The following is a 16,428-nucleotide window of genomic DNA, read 5'->3' as shown; positions in this document are numbered from 1 at the left end:
AGTGAGTGCAGTGACAGGAAATGTATTGAATTATTATGCTGGTGGTAATACAGCTAGGGGATTTCACAATTTATACGAAGAGAATTTAAAAGGATTAGACAGATTATTTATCTTAAAGGGTGGCCCAGGAACGGGAAAATCTTCTTTAATAAAGGCAATAGGTCGTGAATGGGTTGGAAAAGGATATGATATTGAATTTTTACATTGTTCTTCTGACAATAAATCGGTTGATGGTGTAATTATCCCACAATTAAAAGTAGGAATTGTTGATGGGACATCACCGCATGTTATTGAGCCAAAAATGCCAGGAGTTGTTGAAGAGTATATAAATTTAGGAATTGCTTGGGACTCAGATAAACTAAGAAAGCAGAAGTTAGAAATTGAAAGATTTGTTTCAGAAGCAAGCAAAGCTTTTCAGTCTGCTTACGCACGTTTTAAAGAGGCATTGGTTATACATGATGAGTGGGAGAAGATATATATTGATAATATAGATTTTAATAAAGCAAATGAACTAACCGATCAGCTAATCCAGAAATTATTTGCAGATAAAAGCGGGAGACAATCGCTTGTAAAACATCGTTTTTTAGGAGCTGCAACACCGAAAGGAGCAGTTGACTTTATTCCTAATTTAACAGAAGGGTTACCACATCGTTATTTTATAAAAGGGCGCCCAGGCTCTGGAAAATCAACGATGCTCAAAAAGTTAGCTAAGGCAGCTGAAGAAAAAGGATTTGAAGTTGAAGTATATCATTGCGGATTTGACCCGCATAGTCTTGATATGGTTATCGTAAGAGAATTAGGCTTTGCAATTTTTGATAGCACCGCACCGCATGAATATTTTCCAAGTCGTGAGGGTGATGAAATTATTGATATGTATGCCCTTATTGTTACGCCAGGGACTGATGAGAAATATGCGAAGGAAATTCGTGATGTTTCCATTCAGTATAAAGCAAAAATGAATGAGGCAATGTCTTTCTTAGCGAAAGCAAAATCGGTTCGTGATAAATTAGAACGAATTTATATTGCTGCTATGGATTTTTCAATAGTAGATGCATATAAAGAGGAGATTCAAAAAGAGTTTGAACGAATTGCTGCTACTGTAATTGAAAAGCAACAATAGAAGTTTCATTAGGCTGTCAGTAATTTCTGACAGTTTTTTTAGTATGTAGTAAAATTAATAGTGTATTGTCGAATTTCCAAGGAAATAATCAAAAAATGGAGATGTTATGAAATGAGAGAGAAAATCGAGTTGGAGTTAGAAAGAATTGAAAAAGAGAATGATGTGAAAATTTTATTTGCGGTGGAATCAGGGAGTCGTGCTTGGGGGTTTCCATCGAAAGATAGCGATTATGATGTTAGATTTGTTTATATACATCCGGTAGAATGGTATTTATCAATTCATGACAAACGAGATGTAATTGAATATCCAATTAGTGATGATTTAGATATAAGCGGTTGGGATATTAAAAAGGCGTTGCAACTATTCGCGAAGTCGAACCCAGCTTTACTTGAGTGGATTCGATCACCAATTTTTTATTTGAAAAACTCTAATTTTCCAGAACTACTTCAACAGATGAGTGAGAAGAATTTTGATCCAAAAGCAACGATATATCATTATTTACATATGGCGTCGAAAAATTATCGTGAATTTTTGCAAGGTGAGAATGTAAAGCTGAAAAAGTACTTTTATGTATTACGTCCTATTTTAGCTTGTAAGTGGCTAGAAGAGAAAGCAACTTTACCACCTGTAGAATTTGATCGATTGATTACAGAATTACCATTAGAACGTAGTGTATTAGATGAGATTGAAAAGTTGTTAATAAAGAAAAAAGCAGGTACTGAATTAGATGTTGGATTGAAAATTAAGGTGCTAAATCAATTTTTAGAAGAACAAATTCATTACTATGGGCAATATGTAAAAGGAATTGAAAAGGGATCAGGGATCGATATTGAAATTTTAAATACACTATTTCGAGACATGTTGTTTGAAGCATATGAAAAAGAGCACAAGTAAGTTTGTGCTCTTTTTATTTTGTAGGAACGAAGAAAACAGATATAGCTGCGATAAGACCTGCAAAGGAGAATAAGTAAAAATTCCATGCTAAGTCATATTGCATTGTCATAATAATACCGACGAGAATAGGGCCAGCAATTGCACCAACTCGGCCAAGTCCCAGTCCCCAGCCTAAGGAGGTAGCTCGGATATGTGATGGGAAGTATTGTGTTACATATGCATTTAATATTTGAGTAATACCGACCGATCCAATACCAGCAAGGCCAATTAAAAGATAAATGATTGTAACAGATGGCTTGATTGTTAATAGTCCGATACATATGGCTGCCATAAGATAAGAGATGCTAATAACAATTTTTGCGCCTATACGATCAGCAATTGCTCCAGCGAATAACGCACCAACAGCTGCGGTAATATTTAGCATAAGTAGAAAAGACAGACTAGATCCAAGAGGATATCCCGCCTGGCGCATCATCTGTGGTAACCAAGTATTTAAACCGTATATTAAAAACATTCCCATTATATAAGTGATCCAAAAAAGTAGCGTTGCTTTTATGTATTCTTTTGAGAATAAAGTAAAAAATCCAGTTTTCTTTCGTATAGTAGATGGAGCTTGATGAGTTTTATTTTTTACATGAAATTCAATTTGAAAACGATTAAGAATTTGGTTCACTTCTTCTTGGCGATTACGTGATAATAAAAATTGAATGGACTCAGGTAAATAGCGAATAATGAAAGGAATGAGGAGTAGTGGAATCATTCCGATACCAAACATAATTCTCCATCCGAAATCTTCTAACATAAACATAGACAAAATAGCACCTAATACGATACCTAAAGGATAGCCAGTAAACATAAGAGCATAAATAAAAGATTGCCTTTTTTTGGTGAATATTCAACAGTAAGTGCTGAAGCCGTTGGGATAACACCGCCTAATCCGATTCCTCCTATAAATCGAGATAATCCAAATAACTCAGGAGAAGAAGCGATAGCCGCTAAACCCATTGTGATAGAAAAAAGTGCTAAACAGCATATAAGCGTCCATTTACGCCCAATTAGATCTGTAATCGCTCCAACTAGAATAGCCCCAATAAACATCCCAAATAAAGCATAGCTTGCAATTGTACCAGCGTGCGCTGGTGATAGCGCCCAGCTTTTGTCTTCTAGGAGCTTTGGTAGAACGGCACCGTAAATACCTAAATCATATCCATCAGCTAAAATGGCTAGCCAACAAATAAAAACAACAAGTTTTGTAATAGAGCTTGAAAAGATAGTTTCTGTAGATTCTAGATGAGGTGGAGCTGAAGGTTGCATAATATTCACCCCTTTTAATTTGTAGATGAATATATTATTTTATTTAATGTTAATATTTCCCTCCCTTTGTCGAAATTTATCTGAAAAGATTTTATAACAAATAAAGAAGTTCAACAGTAATTCTGTTGAACTTCTTTATTTGTTTATTCATTATCAACTCGTTTTAACGGTTGATCTGCTGGGCCTTCAAGAACGTCTCCCTCAATTGAAAAACGAGAACCATGGCAAGGGCAATCCCAAGTACAATCACCATTATTCCATTCAACTTCACAGCCGAGATGTGTACAAGTTGTATCGACGATATGTAATTTTCCTTCTTTGTCCTTATAAGCACCTGCTCGTTTACCGTTAACATGTACGACAGATCCTTCACCAACTTCGAGATCTTCTGGCTTACGTAATGCGGTTTCAATCTTTCCTTCAATTAAATGTTTCGCAACATCAATGTTTTGGGAGAGGAACGTTTTTATATCTGGATTTGCATGGAAGCGTGATGGTGCATACAGTTCTTTATAGGGACTGTGGACTTTTAGGATGGAGTCCTTCAGTAGGTGAGCGGCAGCAGTTCCAGTTGTCATGCCCCATTTGCGATATCCAGTTGCAACAAATATATTTGGATTTCTTTCGTTAATATGTCCGATATAAGGAAGCTTATCTAGAGTGATTAAATCTTGTGCTGACCATCTATAAGGAACTTCGTCTATTCCAAAAGTTGCTTCAGCAAAAGAATAAAGTGCTTCATAATGAAGCATCGTATTTATTCCTTGTCCTGTTTTATGACTCTCTCCGCCAATCAAAATTAATTTTTCTCCATTGTTTGTTATATAGCGTAAGGAGCGCTTTGGATCATCAATACTCAAATACATGCCACCTGGATAATCCGTTTTTGCTTTTATTGCAAGAGCGTAGGAGCGTTCTGCGTACATTCGCGTAAAGAAAAAGCTATTCGCATCATAAAAAGGAAAATGTGAACAAGAGACGACATATTCACAAGTGATATGATGGCCCTCTTTTGTAATTATTTGTGGATGATCTCCCTTTTCCACATCCATAGCTGTTGTTTGTTCGTAGAGCTTTCCGCCCATCTCCACAAACTTTTCTAAAAGTGTTTTTAAATAAAGAAGGGGATGGAATTGTGCTTGATTTTTCATTATAAGCGCAGATTGTACTGGAATAGGAATCGATAGAGATTGAACATAGTCACAAGGTATATTTAATTTTTGATAAGCTTCATATTCTTTCGATAAATTTCTTAATCCGTTATCGGTAGTTGTATATAAATATGAATCTTCATTTGAGAAATTACAGTCGATTTTATATGTTTGAACAGTTTCATTTATGAATTGTAGAGCCTGATTATTTGATTCATAGTAAAGCCCGGCCTTTTCTACACCGAAATGGTTTATTAATTCATCATAAATAAGATCATGTTGTGCTGTTACTTTCGCTGTTGTATGCCCAGTCGTTCCGTTTAAAATACGACCAGAATCAATTAAAACAACATCGATGCCTTCTTTTGCAAGTAAATAGGCAGTAGTAATACCTGTAATACCAGCACCGATAATAGCAACTTTCGTCTTTATATTTTCGGATAAACGAGGGAAAGTAGGAAGCTGAGTAGATTCAATCCAATAAGATAGCGGCAGTTGTGGAAATGTATCACTTGTCATTGCGGAAACCTCCTGATTTTAGAACAATTTTCCTTTTAATATTTCCATATTATATGAAATTTATGTGTGTTGTTTTAGAAGTATAGTCTATTTTTATTAAAAGAGGTTATAAATTATTTTAATATAATTAATTAGGTGGGGCATTATGAAGTAGTAGGATTTATATAAAACTAAATTCAAGTGATTCTGTTTGTTGATTACATAGGGAGTTATTGAATGAGATAGAGTCTATGGCGTTTAAGAAAATGTCTATATAGAGTGGGTAAATCCTTATGGAATATATACATTTTCTTTAGTGAAATAAAGTATGATTATAAAAATATAACCAACTTTTATTACTAGGTCATAAAAGGTGTTGACAATATAGAAATTCTATTGTTATGATTCATCATGTGGAAAGGTTGATAGAGAGTAAAAAGAGAAATGTTTTTCATTGATAATAAAAGCGAAAAATAAGTGACGATAGAGTGAGTATATTTTCCTTATAATAGATGCTTTTTGGATCATCTAGTAAAATCAATCTGGAAGCAAGAATTGATATATGTAAGTTGCGCAAGGCGCGGCATAAGAAAGGAGCAAAAGGATGAAGGAGCTTCATACGTTTGGGTGGTATGCAGCACGTGTATCACCACATTTGCCGAAAAAAGCATTTAAACCAGTGCCTACTCGTTTATTTGGTGGACTGGCTTATTTGCTTGTGGCATTGGCGGGGTTAATATTGATTGGTGTATTTGAATTGAATGTGTGGGCGAATCTAGGAATTGCGATTGTTCTTGGATTATGTTTTGCTTCACTTGGATTTTTAGGACATGAAATTTTACATGGAACTGTTGTAAGAAAGGCATGGCTTCGTGACTTCTTAGGCGCGATTGCATTTATGCCATTATCAACAGGGCCAAAGCTTTGGAGAAAGTGGCATAATGCAACGCATCATGTTCATACACAGCATGAAGAGAATGATCCGGATGCATGGCCGACACTTGAGAAACTTAAGAAGAGTAAGTTTTTGAGTTGGGTATATCGTATGCCTTTACATGTACGTTCATTCTTTAGTTTTCTGTCACTAACAATTCAATTTACATTGCATTCGACTCGAATGTTCTTTCATTTTATAAAAGAGTTCAAGTCATCCAATCAAAAATCTGTATGGCTTCAACTTCTTTTGCCTTGGACAGTTTGGATTAGTTTATTGTTTATTATGGGACCTGGAAAATGGTTATTTGCATATGTCATTCCGTTGTTAATTGCTAACTTTATTGTAATGGCATATATCGCAACAAATCACCGCTTAAATCCAATTGTTCCAGTAAATGATCCGTTAGCAAACTGTTTGTCAGTAACAGTGCCGCGCTGGGTAGACGTTTTACATTTCAATTTCTCATATCATACAGAACATCATCTGTTTCCTGCTATGAGTTCTAAATACTATCCGTTAGTAAAAGAGAAGATTAAAGAAATGTGGCCGGAACGCTATCATGAGATGCCGATGACAAAAGCTTTGGCAGCGCTATGGAATACACCACGTGTGTATTATCAAGGAAGTGAATTAGTGGATCCGCATAGAGAGCATTTCTATGGTTCTTTAGGAAATGGACTAGATCCTCATAATATTTCATATCGTGAGGAACATATAGAGGAAGAAAAGAGTATTAAAAAAGTAAATCAGTAAAAATTAATATATTTTTGCAATGAAAAAGCAAGCCATCTCAGGCTTGCTTTTTCTTATAAAGAAACTTCTTTTTTGTTCTTTTTATGGAATTGGACGGAGTTAGTTTCTTTTCGTTGTAGTCGTTTTTCTAAAAGATTAACAAAATAAGTAAATAGAAGAACAAGTACGAGATAGTATACACCAACGATTATGTAAGTATCTAATTGTTGGAAGTTACCTGCTGCAATTGATAAACCTGATCCCCATAATTCGGACAGTCCTACGTAAGCGACAAGTGAAGAGTCTTTTAATCCGATAATAAATTGGTTTCCTAGAGGAGGAAGAGACAGACGAAATGCTTGTGGTAATATAATCCGGCGCATAGCTAAAGGATAAGGCATACCTAAGGAGCGAGCGGCTTCCAATTGTCCCCGGTCGACGGATTGAATGGATCCCCGGAAAATTTCCGTAATATATGCACCGTTATGAATTGCTAAAGCGATTGCTCCTGCCCAAAAAGGGGAGAAAACAATGACAGATGTAATGCCAAAATAGAGAATTGCGATTTGAACGATTAAAGGTGTACCACGAATAATAGCAATATAGATATGAGCAATGCTATTTAAAACTTTGTTATTCGAGATTCGAAAGAAAGCAAATAATAATCCAATTAATGAACCGAGTACTAGGGAGGTTAATGTTAATTGTAATGTGACAATAGTAGCCTTTAAGAGTGTGGGATAGGTAGAGATAAAAATTTCAAACATGCGTTTCACCTCATATTGTATAGATTTTAGTAGAGAATGAAATGCCCCACATGAAATGAACAATTAATCAGTGGGGCACTGTTTATGAATCTTTTGAATGGCTAACTTACTTCGTTTTTTCCTCTTCACCGAGAATATTACGCCCGAACCATTTTTTACTGATCTTTTCATACGTACCATCTTTAATGATTTCATCTAACGCTTTATTTACTTTCTCAACCATTTCTTTATCATCTTTGCGAATAGCAATTCCCATTTCATCAAGATTTAATGGTTTTCCAGCTTCTTTTATATTTGATTTTCCTTCTTTTATCATACGTAGACCAACCATTTGATCCGTAATTACTGCGTCAACACGCCCAGGCTCTAAATCCATAAGAGCAGTAATATCGCTGTCATATTCTGTGATTTGATCTGTATATTTTGCAACAAGATTTTTAAAGGTACTAGCTTTTACAACACCAATTTTCTTACCTTTTAAATCTTCTGGAGAAGAGATAGCGTTATTCTTTTTAGCTACAAAAATTTGGGCGCCGGAGCGATAGTACGGATTTGAGAAACTAACAGCTTTTAAGCGCTCCTCTGTAATTGCCATACTACCCAGTATTACATCATATTTCTTCGCTTGAAGACCTTGAATCAGCGTTTCCCATGGGTTTGTAACTGGCGTAGCCTTCATGTTCATCTTTTTAGCAAGAGCTTCACCGATTTCTACATCAAAACCGACAAGTTTGCCGTCATTTTCTTTATAGTTAAAAGGTTTGTATAATCCACTCATCGCATAGCGAAATTCTTTTTCACCATTTGTTGAAGTAGTAGAGCTTTCTTTGCTACAAGCTCCTAGTATGAAAGATGTACATAGTGTAATGCTAGCAACAATGGTTAATAGTTTTCTTTTCATAAAATCCCTCCTATATATTGATCATACGGATGGTTTTTTAGTATGTTATTGAAATATTTTATTTGGATGATTAGTTGTGCACCGTATGAATGTATTCTTTTTCGTTCGAAACAAAAGTTACATTATAAAACGTTGCGTAAAAATTGTTTTGCCCGTTCATGTGATGGAGCTGAAAAGAATTGTGCTGGCGGAGCATCTTCTACAATCTTTCCATCATCCATAAAGATGACGCGATCAGCTACATCTCTTGCGAAATTCATTTCATGAGTAACAATAACCATTGTCATCCCTTCTTCAGCAAGTTCTTTCATAACTTGCAATACTTCTCCAACAAGTTCAGGGTCTAAAGCTGAGGTAGGCTCATCAAATAGCATAATCTTAGGGCTCATTGCAAGAGCTCGTGCAATGGCAATGCGCTGTTTTTGACCACCTGAAAGAAGATGAGGAGTTACATCTGCTTTATCTTGAAGGCCGACTTTTTGGAGAAGTTGAGTTCCAATATCCTTTGCATTTGCTTTCTCTAATTTTTTTACGTGAATAGGTGCTTCTATGATGTTTTCTAGTGAGGTCATATGAGGAAAGAGGTTAAAGTGCTGAAAAACCATACCGACATTTTCACGGACTTTATTTAAATTTGAATGCTTTGGCTCAATTCGCTCACCTTGTAAGTGAATTTCGCCTTCATCGTACATTTCTAAAAAGTTAAGACAGCGAAGTAATGTACTTTTACCAGAACCACTGGCACCAATTAAAACAACAACTTCTTTTTCTTTTACTTCTAAATCAATTCCTTTTAACACATCAAGTGAACCGAATGATTTTACTAGATTTCGAACTTGAATCATACAAAACCCCCAGTTAAAAATATATTTTACAAATGTTGCCCCTTATTTCTGTTATTAGTCATAAATTGTCAGAATCCTTTATTTTTTTCGTGCAATTTGATATTCAAAGAAATAATATTTTTTGAAATCTCTATATCCTTCTATGATGAAAATATGGATAATAATATATAGGTAGTATTTATATTGCTTATAAAAAGGGGGAAAGGGAAGATGGAAAAAGAAAGGAAAACATTTTCTTTTGGATTACGTACACAACTTATGCTATTCACTACAGTTTTAGCTTTTATTACATATTCAACAAGTATCTTTTTTATTTACGTGATATACGATTATTTTCAAAGTTATGTAAGTCAAACTGTATATAATATTATCGTTATGTTATTAGGGGTAGTATGGTCTGGAATTTTAGCATATGGAGCAGCCGTATTTTTAATTAAACCGCTTCGCAAGTTAGAGGAAGCGGCAAGAAAAGCAGCTGAGGGTGATATTCGTGAAGATGTTCCATTACCGAAGACAGATGATGAAATTAAATCTTTAAGTGTTGCATTTAATATGATGTTAGGAAACTTAAGGGGCATGGTAAAAAATATTGATACAACATTTTCGTATACAAATAATCAAGTACAGCAGATTAGAAAACAAACAGGCGAAGCAACGAGACAAGCGCAAGGTGTATCAGAGACACTTGCAGAAATTTCTTCAGGCGCTGAGCAATCAGCGGCATCAATTCAAGCAATTGTTTCTGCTGTTGATACAACGACTTCTATTGCAAGTGAAGTAGAAGAAAAAGCGAAGCAGTCTGATACATTGTCTTCAGAAATGGTTGAAGCTTTAGGGCATAGTACTCGTGTCTTTACGTCTTTAATTCAAGGTATTCAAACATTGGCAAAAGAAAATGAAGATTCAATGCAAAATGTACAGAAGTTAGAAGAACGAATGAAACAAGTAGAACATATTGTGTCTGTTGTGAGTGCGATTGCTAGCCAAACGAATTTATTAGCACTAAATGCTTCTATTGAGGCAGCTCGCGCAGGAGAGCATGGAAGAGGCTTTGCGGTTGTTGCGGAAGAAGTACGTAAACTTGCTGATGAAAGTGATCATTCTGCAAGAAACATATCGCAGTTATTACGGAATATGCAAGATGAAGTACAACAAGTTGCAATGAAAATGACAGAACAAGTGAAAATAGCTAAAGAAGAGGCGAAACGTGGGGAAGCTACGGAATTAATTTTAAAAGAAATGTCATCAAGTGTTATGGAAGTAGCCGATGCAACTCAGCAAATTAGTAGTTATATGAATGAACAAGTGAGCCACATTCATCAAACAGGAGCACAAACAAAAGCTGTAGCAGCAATTGCTGAAGAAACGTCAGCTGGTTCGCAAGAAGTGGCGCGTGTGACGCTACAACAGTCTAAAAATATGATAGTAATCGATCAATTATTAAAGGATTTAGAGAAGCAAGCAACTGATTTGAAACAAACAATTGAACGATTTTCAATGTAAAAGAGAAGAACAGAATGCTGTTCTTCTCTTTTTTATTTAGCTTGATTTAATATTTACATTTAAACTATGAACGTTTCCGCAACATTCTTTTCTGTCCCTTTCGGATGAAAATTATAGCGAGCTATAATATTAAAAGGGGTGTCTTTTATGAAAAAAGAAAAAAGACAACGGTTAATTAAACAATTTGTAAAGGAGTATGAAATAGATAAGCAAGAAAGATTAGTAGAATTGTTAGCAAAAAAAGATGTATTAGTAACACAAGCTACGGTTTCTCGCGATATTCGTGAGTTAAACTTAACGAAGGTACCTTCTCAAGAAGGATTAATGATATATAAAGTTTTCTCAGAAGAGCATGTACAAACTGATATAAAGTTAAAGAAAAAATTACGAGAAGTTGTTGTAAAAATTGATTGTGTAGATCAATTAATGGTTATTAAAACATTACCTGGTAATGCACATGTTATTGGTGTTTTATTTGATGAGTTAGATTGGAAAGAAAAAATAGGATGTATATGCGGAAATGATACATGCCTTATAATTTCACAGTCGAAATCAGATAGGGAGATTATAGAAGAAAGATTAAATTTAATTATTTAGATGCAAAAATCCTGTTTTTAATAAAATTAAAAACAGGATTTTTGTTTAAATACGGAAGTTAAATATTCAACATATATGCGTAATATATGTATTTTTTATTGAGAAAGCGAGATAGTTTGTTATAAAAATACATATTCGTATGATTTTAAAAAAATAACTTGTTTAATATTTCACAATGATAATGTGGATACTTTCACAAAGATGAAAGTGCAGAGCATTTATTATGTACTTGTAAGACATCAAACATATTTAAAAGGAGGTACAACAAATGAAACATCCGATACATGTTACTTCAGAAATTGGAGAATTACAAACGGTTTTATTAAAACGACCGGGTAAAGAAGTGGAAAACTTGACGCCAGATTATTTGCAGCAATTATTATTTGACGATATTCCATACTTACCAATTATTCAAAAAGAGCATGATTATTTTGCACAAACGTTACGCAATCGGGGTGTTGAAGTTCTTTATTTAGAAAAACTAGCCGCTGAGGCGTTAGTAGATAAAAAACTTCGAGAAGAATTTGTTGATCGTATTTTAAAAGAAGGACAGGCCGACGTAAATGTTGCACATCAAACTTTAAAAGAATATTTACTTTCCTTTTCAAATGAAGAATTAATTCAAAAAATTATGGGCGGTGTACGGAAAAACGAAATTGAAACAAGTAAGAAGACACATTTATATGAATTAATGGAAGATCACTATCCGTTTTACTTAGATCCAATGCCTAATTTATATTTTACTCGTGATCCAGCAGCTAGCGTGGGCGATGGCTTAACGATAAATAAGATGAGAGAACCAGCGCGTAGACGTGAATCATTATTCATGGAGTACATCATTAAATATCATCCAAGATTTGCAAAACATAATGTACCAATCTGGTTAGATCGTGATTATAAATTTCCAATTGAAGGTGGCGACGAGCTAATTTTAAATGAAGAAACAATTGCGATTGGAGTATCTGCTCGTACTTCAGCTAAAGCAATTGAACGTTTAGCTAAAAATCTCTTTAGCCGACAAAATAAAATTAAGAAAGTGTTAGCAATAGAAATTCCAAAATGCCGAGCATTTATGCATTTAGATACAGTATTTACAATGGTTGATTATGACAAGTTTACAATTCATCCAGCCATTCAAGGGCCAAAAGGGAATATGAATATTTATATTTTAGAAAAAGGATCAGATGAGGAAACTCTTAAAATTACACATCGTACTTCTTTAATGGAAGCATTAAAAGAGGTATTAGGCTTAAGTGAATTAGTTCTAATTCCATGTGGAGGAGGAGATGTAATTGCTTCTGCTCGTGAACAATGGAATGATGGCTCGAACACATTAGCAATCGCGCCAGGTGTAGTTGTTACATATGATCGCAACTATGTATCTAATACGTTATTACGGGAACACGGTATAGAAGTGATTGAGGTTCTAAGTTCGGAATTATCTCGTGGTCGTGGGGGTCCACGTTGCATGAGTATGCCAATTGTTCGTAAAGATATTTAGTATAAATAACGGAGAAAGTAGGGATGAATTATGTTAATGACTAGACCAAATTTAAAAGGAAGAAGCTTTCTAGCAGAAAAAGATTTTACACAAGAAGAATTGTTATATTTTCTAGATTTGGCAGCAGAATTAAAAGAGAAAAAGAAAAATGGTATTCCGCATCATTATTTAGAAGGTAAAAATGTAGCGCTCTTATTTGAAAAAACTTCTACTCGTACGCGTTGTGCATTTACAGTAGCATGTACAGATTTAGGGGCAAATCCTGAATATTTAGGGAAAGGTGATATTCAACTTGGGAAAAAAGAATCTGTAGAGGATACAGCAAAAGTGTTAGGGCGTATGTTTGACGGAATTGAGTTTCGTGGATTTAATCATGAAACTGTAGAATCTTTAGCACAAAATTCTGGTGTGCCGGTTTGGAATGGATTAACAGATATGTGGCATCCAACACAAACACTAGCAGATTTATTAACAATTAGAGAACATATAGGGAAATTGAAAAATGTGAAGCTCGTTTACGTTGGCGATGGACGAAATAATGTTGCTAATAGCTTACTAGTTGGTGGAGCAATCGTTGGAATGGATGTATGTATTTGTACACCGGAATCTTTATGGCCTGCACAAGAAGTAATTGATTTAGCAAAAAAATATAATGAACAGGTAATGATAACAAGTAATGTGGAAGAAGCTGTTGCGAATGCAGATGTAATTTATACAGATGTATGGGTGTCTATGGGGGAAGAAGAAAAATTTGCTGAACGTGTCGAGTTATTGAAACCTTATCAAGTAAATATGAAAATGATTAAAGCAACAGGGAATGAAAACGTGATTTTCTTACATTGTTTACCTGCATTTCATGATGTTGAAACGATGTATGGCGAAGAAGTTTATGAGAAATATGGGTTGAAAGAAATGGAGGTAACTGACGAAGTATTCCGCAGTAAACATTCAAAAGTATTTGATCAAGCTGAAAATAGAATGCATACAATTAAAGCGGTTATGGCAGCTACTTTAGGAAACATGGAGTAAAGAAGAAAGGGAGTCTTCCTTTCTTCTTTCTCCTCCTTTAGACACGATCATTCACTATTGCTTTTGTATTGTTATTGCAATTTAAGAGAGGTGAGTGGAATGGGTGAAGATAAGAAATTAGGGTTGTTTACACTAACGGCTCTTGTAGTTGGGTCTATGATTGGCGGTGGAGCCTTTAATTTAGCGAGTGATATGGCAAAAGGTGCTGGTGCTGGAGCCATTATTATTGGCTGGGTTATAACAGGAATTGGGATGATTGCACTTGGATTATCTTTTCAAAATCTAACTGTAAAACGGCCAGATTTAGATGGTGGTATTTTTAGCTATGCAAAAGCAGGATTTGGTAATTTTATGGGGTTTAATAGTGCGTGGGGATACTGGCTATCTGCTTGGCTTGGAAATGTAGCTTACGGTACATTATTGTTTTCTTCATTAGGATATTTCTTCCCAATCTTTGAAGGCGGGCAAAATGTAGCGTCCATTATTGGTGCAAGCGTATTATTATGGTGTGTTCACATGTTAATTTTACGTGGAGTTCAATCAGCAGCACTTGTGAATTTAGTAACTACAATCGCAAAATTAGTACCTGTATTTGTATTTATTGTCATAGGAATCTTCGCGTTTCATATTGATACGTTCTTAGATGGATTTTGGGGGCAAACTGGTTCTTTTTCATGGGGAGCAGTTGGCAGCCAAGTTAAAAGTACAATGCTTGTAACTTTATGGGTATTCATTGGGGTAGAAGGGGCTGTTGTTTTATCCAGTCGAGCAAAAAATAGAAGTGATGTAGGGAAAGCAACCGTTATTGGCTTAATTGGTACACTCATCATTTATATTTTAATCACATTATTGTCTCTTGGACTTATGCAGCAAGCAGATATTGCGGGTTTGAAAAATCCGGCTATGGCTTATTTATTTGAAAGTGTTGTTGGAAAATGGGGTGCTATCTTTATTAATTTAGGTTTGGTCATCTCTGTATTAGGTGCTTGGTTAGGTTGGACTTTGCTCGCTTCTGAAATTCCATATTTAGCGGCTAAAGATGGAGTATTTCCAAAATGGTTCGCAAAAGAAAATAAAAATAAGGCTCCAGTAAATTCATTGTGGATAACAAATGGTTTAATACAAATGTTCTTGTTAACATTCGTTGTTTCTGATCAGGCGTATAACTTTGCATTCTCTTTAGCATCTTCAGCTATTTTAATTCCATATGCTTTTTCAGCATTTTATCAACTGAAGCATAGCTTAAATTCTGAAGAAGTAGATCGAAATAAAAATATAGTAATTGGTTTGATAGCCAGTATTTATGGCGTGTGGTTAGTTTATGCAGCTGGTTTAGAGTATTTATTATTAACAATGACTTTATATGCGCCAGGTATTTTTATTTTTTACAATGTTCAAAAGCAAAAGAGTTCGAAGCAAATATTTACTCGAGTGGAATTAGCATCATCCGTAGCAATTGGTGCTTTAGCATTCTTTGCGATTTATGGATTAATTACAGGCAGTATTACTTTATAAAGCGCTGTGAAAGCGAAATCAACTGGAGGGCTGGAATATGGCACGAAGAAAAATTGTAGTTGCACTAGGGGGAAATGCGATACAGTCTGGAGAAGCTACTGCGGGAGCGCAGCAAGAAGCGTTGGAAAAAACGGCAGAACAACTTGTGAAAATAATGGAAAATGATGTAGATATAGTAATTGCGCATGGAAATGGCCCACAAGTGGGGAATATTTTATTACAGCAAAAAGCTGCAGAAACGGAAAAGACACCTGCAATGCCATTAGATACTTGTGGGGCAATGAGTCAAGGGATGATTGGATATTGGATGGAAAATGCGATTGAAAAGGCATTGAAAAAACGGAATATAAAAAAAGACGTAGCAACGGTTATAACACGTGTTGTTGTGGATAAAAAAGATGAGGCATTTAAAAATCCAACTAAACCAATTGGTCCTTTTTATACAGAAGAAGAGGCCAGAAGATTAATGGATGAAACAAAAGCAGTGTTTAAAGAAGATGCTGGTAGAGGGTGGAGACGCGTTGTTCCATCACCGAAGCCTGTAAGTATTCATGAACATAAAGTGATTAATTCTTTGGTCGAAGATGGAAATATAGTGATAGCTGTTGGCGGAGGTGGAATTCCAGTAATTGATTCCGAAGAAGGGTTAGAAGGAACTGAAGCGGTTATCGATAAAGATTTCGCTGCGCAGAAATTAGCAGAATTAGTAGATGCCGATACGCTCGTTATTTTAACTGCAGTTGATCATGTGTATGTAAATTATAATCAACCGAATCAAAAAAAATTAGAGCATGTCACAGTGAATCAATTAGAAGAATATATTGAAGAACAACAATTTGCTGCGGGAAGCATGCTTCCCAAAATTGAAGCTGCTATTAATTTTGTTAATACAAATCCAAAAAGAAAAACAATTATTACGTCTTTAGAAAAAGTATATGAAGCACTAGAAGAAAAAGCCGGTACTATTATTTCAAAACAGAATGTATGCATATATGTTTAAATTATTATGTACGCTACTTATTAGTAAAAAAGAATGAAGTTAGTAACTTCATTCTTTTTATTTATTAATATTTTTTGTATTTATTGTTCATAAAGTTTTCATGATGAAATCTGAATATGTAAGT

General features: G+C 34.9%; 12 protein-coding genes and 3 pseudogenes. 10 read left to right on the top strand and 5 right to left on the bottom strand.

The window, feature by feature from the left end; translation table 11 throughout:
- The first annotated feature begins 10 nt into the window (after window positions 1–10).
- Window positions 11–1,120, top strand: a complete 1,110-nt coding sequence (locus tag ACTFRY_RS25900; RefSeq protein WP_098616513.1) for a PRK06851 family protein — start codon at window positions 11–13, stop codon at window positions 1,118–1,120.
- A 111-nt stretch (window positions 1,121–1,231) separates the two neighbouring features.
- Complete coding sequence (locus ACTFRY_RS25895) at window positions 1,232–2,014, top strand: nucleotidyltransferase domain-containing protein (RefSeq protein WP_098616512.1); 783 nt, start codon at window positions 1,232–1,234, stop codon at window positions 2,012–2,014.
- 13 nt (window positions 2,015–2,027) lie between these two features.
- On the opposite strand, the pseudogene ACTFRY_RS25890 reads toward ACTFRY_RS25895, so the two are convergent.
- A pseudogene (locus ACTFRY_RS25890) lies at window positions 2,028–3,328 on the bottom strand (MFS transporter).
- A gap of 143 nt (window positions 3,329–3,471) precedes the next feature.
- A complete protein-coding gene (locus ACTFRY_RS25885) occupies window positions 3,472–4,998 on the bottom strand; it encodes an FAD-dependent oxidoreductase (RefSeq protein ID WP_000199992.1) in 1,527 nt (508 codons plus the stop codon).
- Between the two features lie 583 nt (window positions 4,999–5,581).
- Between ACTFRY_RS25885 and ACTFRY_RS25880 the strand changes: the two genes are divergently transcribed.
- Window positions 5,582–6,667, top strand: coding sequence for a fatty acid desaturase family protein (locus ACTFRY_RS25880; protein WP_098616511.1), 1,086 nt, complete (start codon window positions 5,582–5,584; stop codon window positions 6,665–6,667).
- Between the two features lie 53 nt (window positions 6,668–6,720).
- Here ACTFRY_RS25880 and ACTFRY_RS25875 read toward each other — a convergent pair whose 3' ends face one another.
- The 3 genes from ACTFRY_RS25875 to ACTFRY_RS25865 all read right to left on the bottom strand — a co-directional run bounded on the left by ACTFRY_RS25875 (window position 6,721) and on the right by ACTFRY_RS25865 (window position 9,159).
- Window positions 6,721–7,476: an amino acid ABC transporter permease gene (locus ACTFRY_RS25875; RefSeq protein WP_115735448.1), complete on the bottom strand. Its 756-nt coding sequence runs from the start codon at window positions 7,474–7,476 to the stop codon at window positions 6,721–6,723.
- Between the two features lie 43 nt (window positions 7,477–7,519).
- Window positions 7,520–8,314, bottom strand: a complete 795-nt coding sequence (locus ACTFRY_RS25870) for an ABC transporter substrate-binding protein (RefSeq protein ID WP_000823768.1) — start codon at window positions 8,312–8,314, stop codon at window positions 7,520–7,522.
- Window positions 8,315–8,436: 122 nt separating this feature from the next.
- Window positions 8,437–9,159: an amino acid ABC transporter ATP-binding protein gene (locus ACTFRY_RS25865; protein ID WP_000616934.1), complete on the bottom strand. Its 723-nt coding sequence runs from the start codon at window positions 9,157–9,159 to the stop codon at window positions 8,437–8,439.
- Between the two features lie 210 nt (window positions 9,160–9,369).
- On the opposite strand from ACTFRY_RS25865, the pseudogene ACTFRY_RS25860 reads away from it, so the two are divergent.
- The 7 genes and pseudogenes from ACTFRY_RS25860 to arcC form a co-directional block, all read left to right on the top strand.
- Window positions 9,370–9,720: pseudogene (locus tag ACTFRY_RS25860) on the top strand (HAMP domain-containing protein); the annotation flags it as partial.
- Between the two features lie 369 nt (window positions 9,721–10,089).
- A pseudogene (locus tag ACTFRY_RS25855) lies at window positions 10,090–10,662 on the top strand (methyl-accepting chemotaxis protein); the annotation flags it as partial.
- A 147-nt stretch (window positions 10,663–10,809) separates the two neighbouring features.
- Complete coding sequence (gene argR, locus ACTFRY_RS25850; RefSeq protein ID WP_000711827.1) at window positions 10,810–11,259, top strand: arginine repressor; 450 nt, start codon at window positions 10,810–10,812, stop codon at window positions 11,257–11,259.
- 268 nt (window positions 11,260–11,527) lie between these two features.
- Entirely contained in the window at window positions 11,528–12,760 is a 1,233-nt protein-coding gene (arcA, locus tag ACTFRY_RS25845) for an arginine deiminase (RefSeq protein WP_000682331.1), read from the top strand.
- Between the two features lie 30 nt (window positions 12,761–12,790).
- Window positions 12,791–13,789 (top strand): ornithine carbamoyltransferase, encoded by a 999-nt coding sequence (gene argF, locus ACTFRY_RS25840; protein ID WP_000930288.1) that lies wholly within the window; start codon window positions 12,791–12,793, stop codon window positions 13,787–13,789.
- A gap of 99 nt (window positions 13,790–13,888) precedes the next feature.
- Window positions 13,889–15,304, top strand: coding sequence for an arginine-ornithine antiporter (gene arcD / locus ACTFRY_RS25835; protein ID WP_000503402.1), 1,416 nt, complete (start codon window positions 13,889–13,891; stop codon window positions 15,302–15,304).
- 37 nt (window positions 15,305–15,341) lie between these two features.
- The gene (arcC, locus tag ACTFRY_RS25830) at window positions 15,342–16,304 is read left to right on the top strand and encodes a carbamate kinase (RefSeq protein ID WP_098616510.1); all 963 of its coding nucleotides are present in this window, start codon (window positions 15,342–15,344) and stop codon (window positions 16,302–16,304) included.
- Window positions 16,305–16,428 lie beyond the last annotated feature (124 nt).

Source organism: Bacillus cereus group sp. MYBK195-1 (genome assembly GCF_051916605.1).
In the GTDB taxonomy this organism is placed as follows: Bacteria; Bacillota; Bacilli; order Bacillales; family Bacillaceae_G; genus Bacillus_A; species Bacillus_A cereus.
The sequence above is the reverse complement of the archived record's forward strand: the minus strand, read 5'-3'. Positions and strand labels throughout refer to the sequence as shown.

Bases quoted from the DNA above. Each gene is read 5' to 3' on its own strand.
- ACTFRY_RS25870 (WP_000823768.1), bottom strand. From the start codon at position 8,314: ATGAAAAGAAAACTATTAACCATTGTTGCTAGCATTACACTATGTACA.
- ACTFRY_RS25895 (WP_098616512.1), top strand. From the start codon at position 1,232: ATGAGAGAGAAAATCGAGTTGGAGTTAGAAAGAATTGAAAAAGAGAAT.
- ACTFRY_RS25865 (WP_000616934.1), bottom strand. From the start codon at position 9,159: ATGATTCAAGTTCGAAATCTAGTAAAATCATTCGGTTCACTTGATGTG.
- argF (WP_000930288.1), top strand. From the start codon at position 12,791: ATGTTAATGACTAGACCAAATTTAAAAGGAAGAAGCTTTCTAGCAGAA.
- arcA (WP_000682331.1), top strand. From the start codon at position 11,528: ATGAAACATCCGATACATGTTACTTCAGAAATTGGAGAATTACAAACG.
- ACTFRY_RS25885 (WP_000199992.1), bottom strand. From the start codon at position 4,998: ATGACAAGTGATACATTTCCACAACTGCCGCTATCTTATTGGATTGAA.
- arcC (WP_098616510.1), top strand. From the start codon at position 15,342: ATGGCACGAAGAAAAATTGTAGTTGCACTAGGGGGAAATGCGATACAG.
- ACTFRY_RS25880 (WP_098616511.1), top strand. From the start codon at position 5,582: ATGAAGGAGCTTCATACGTTTGGGTGGTATGCAGCACGTGTATCACCA.
- argR (WP_000711827.1), top strand. From the start codon at position 10,810: ATGAAAAAAGAAAAAAGACAACGGTTAATTAAACAATTTGTAAAGGAG.
- arcD (WP_000503402.1), top strand. From the start codon at position 13,889: ATGGGTGAAGATAAGAAATTAGGGTTGTTTACACTAACGGCTCTTGTA.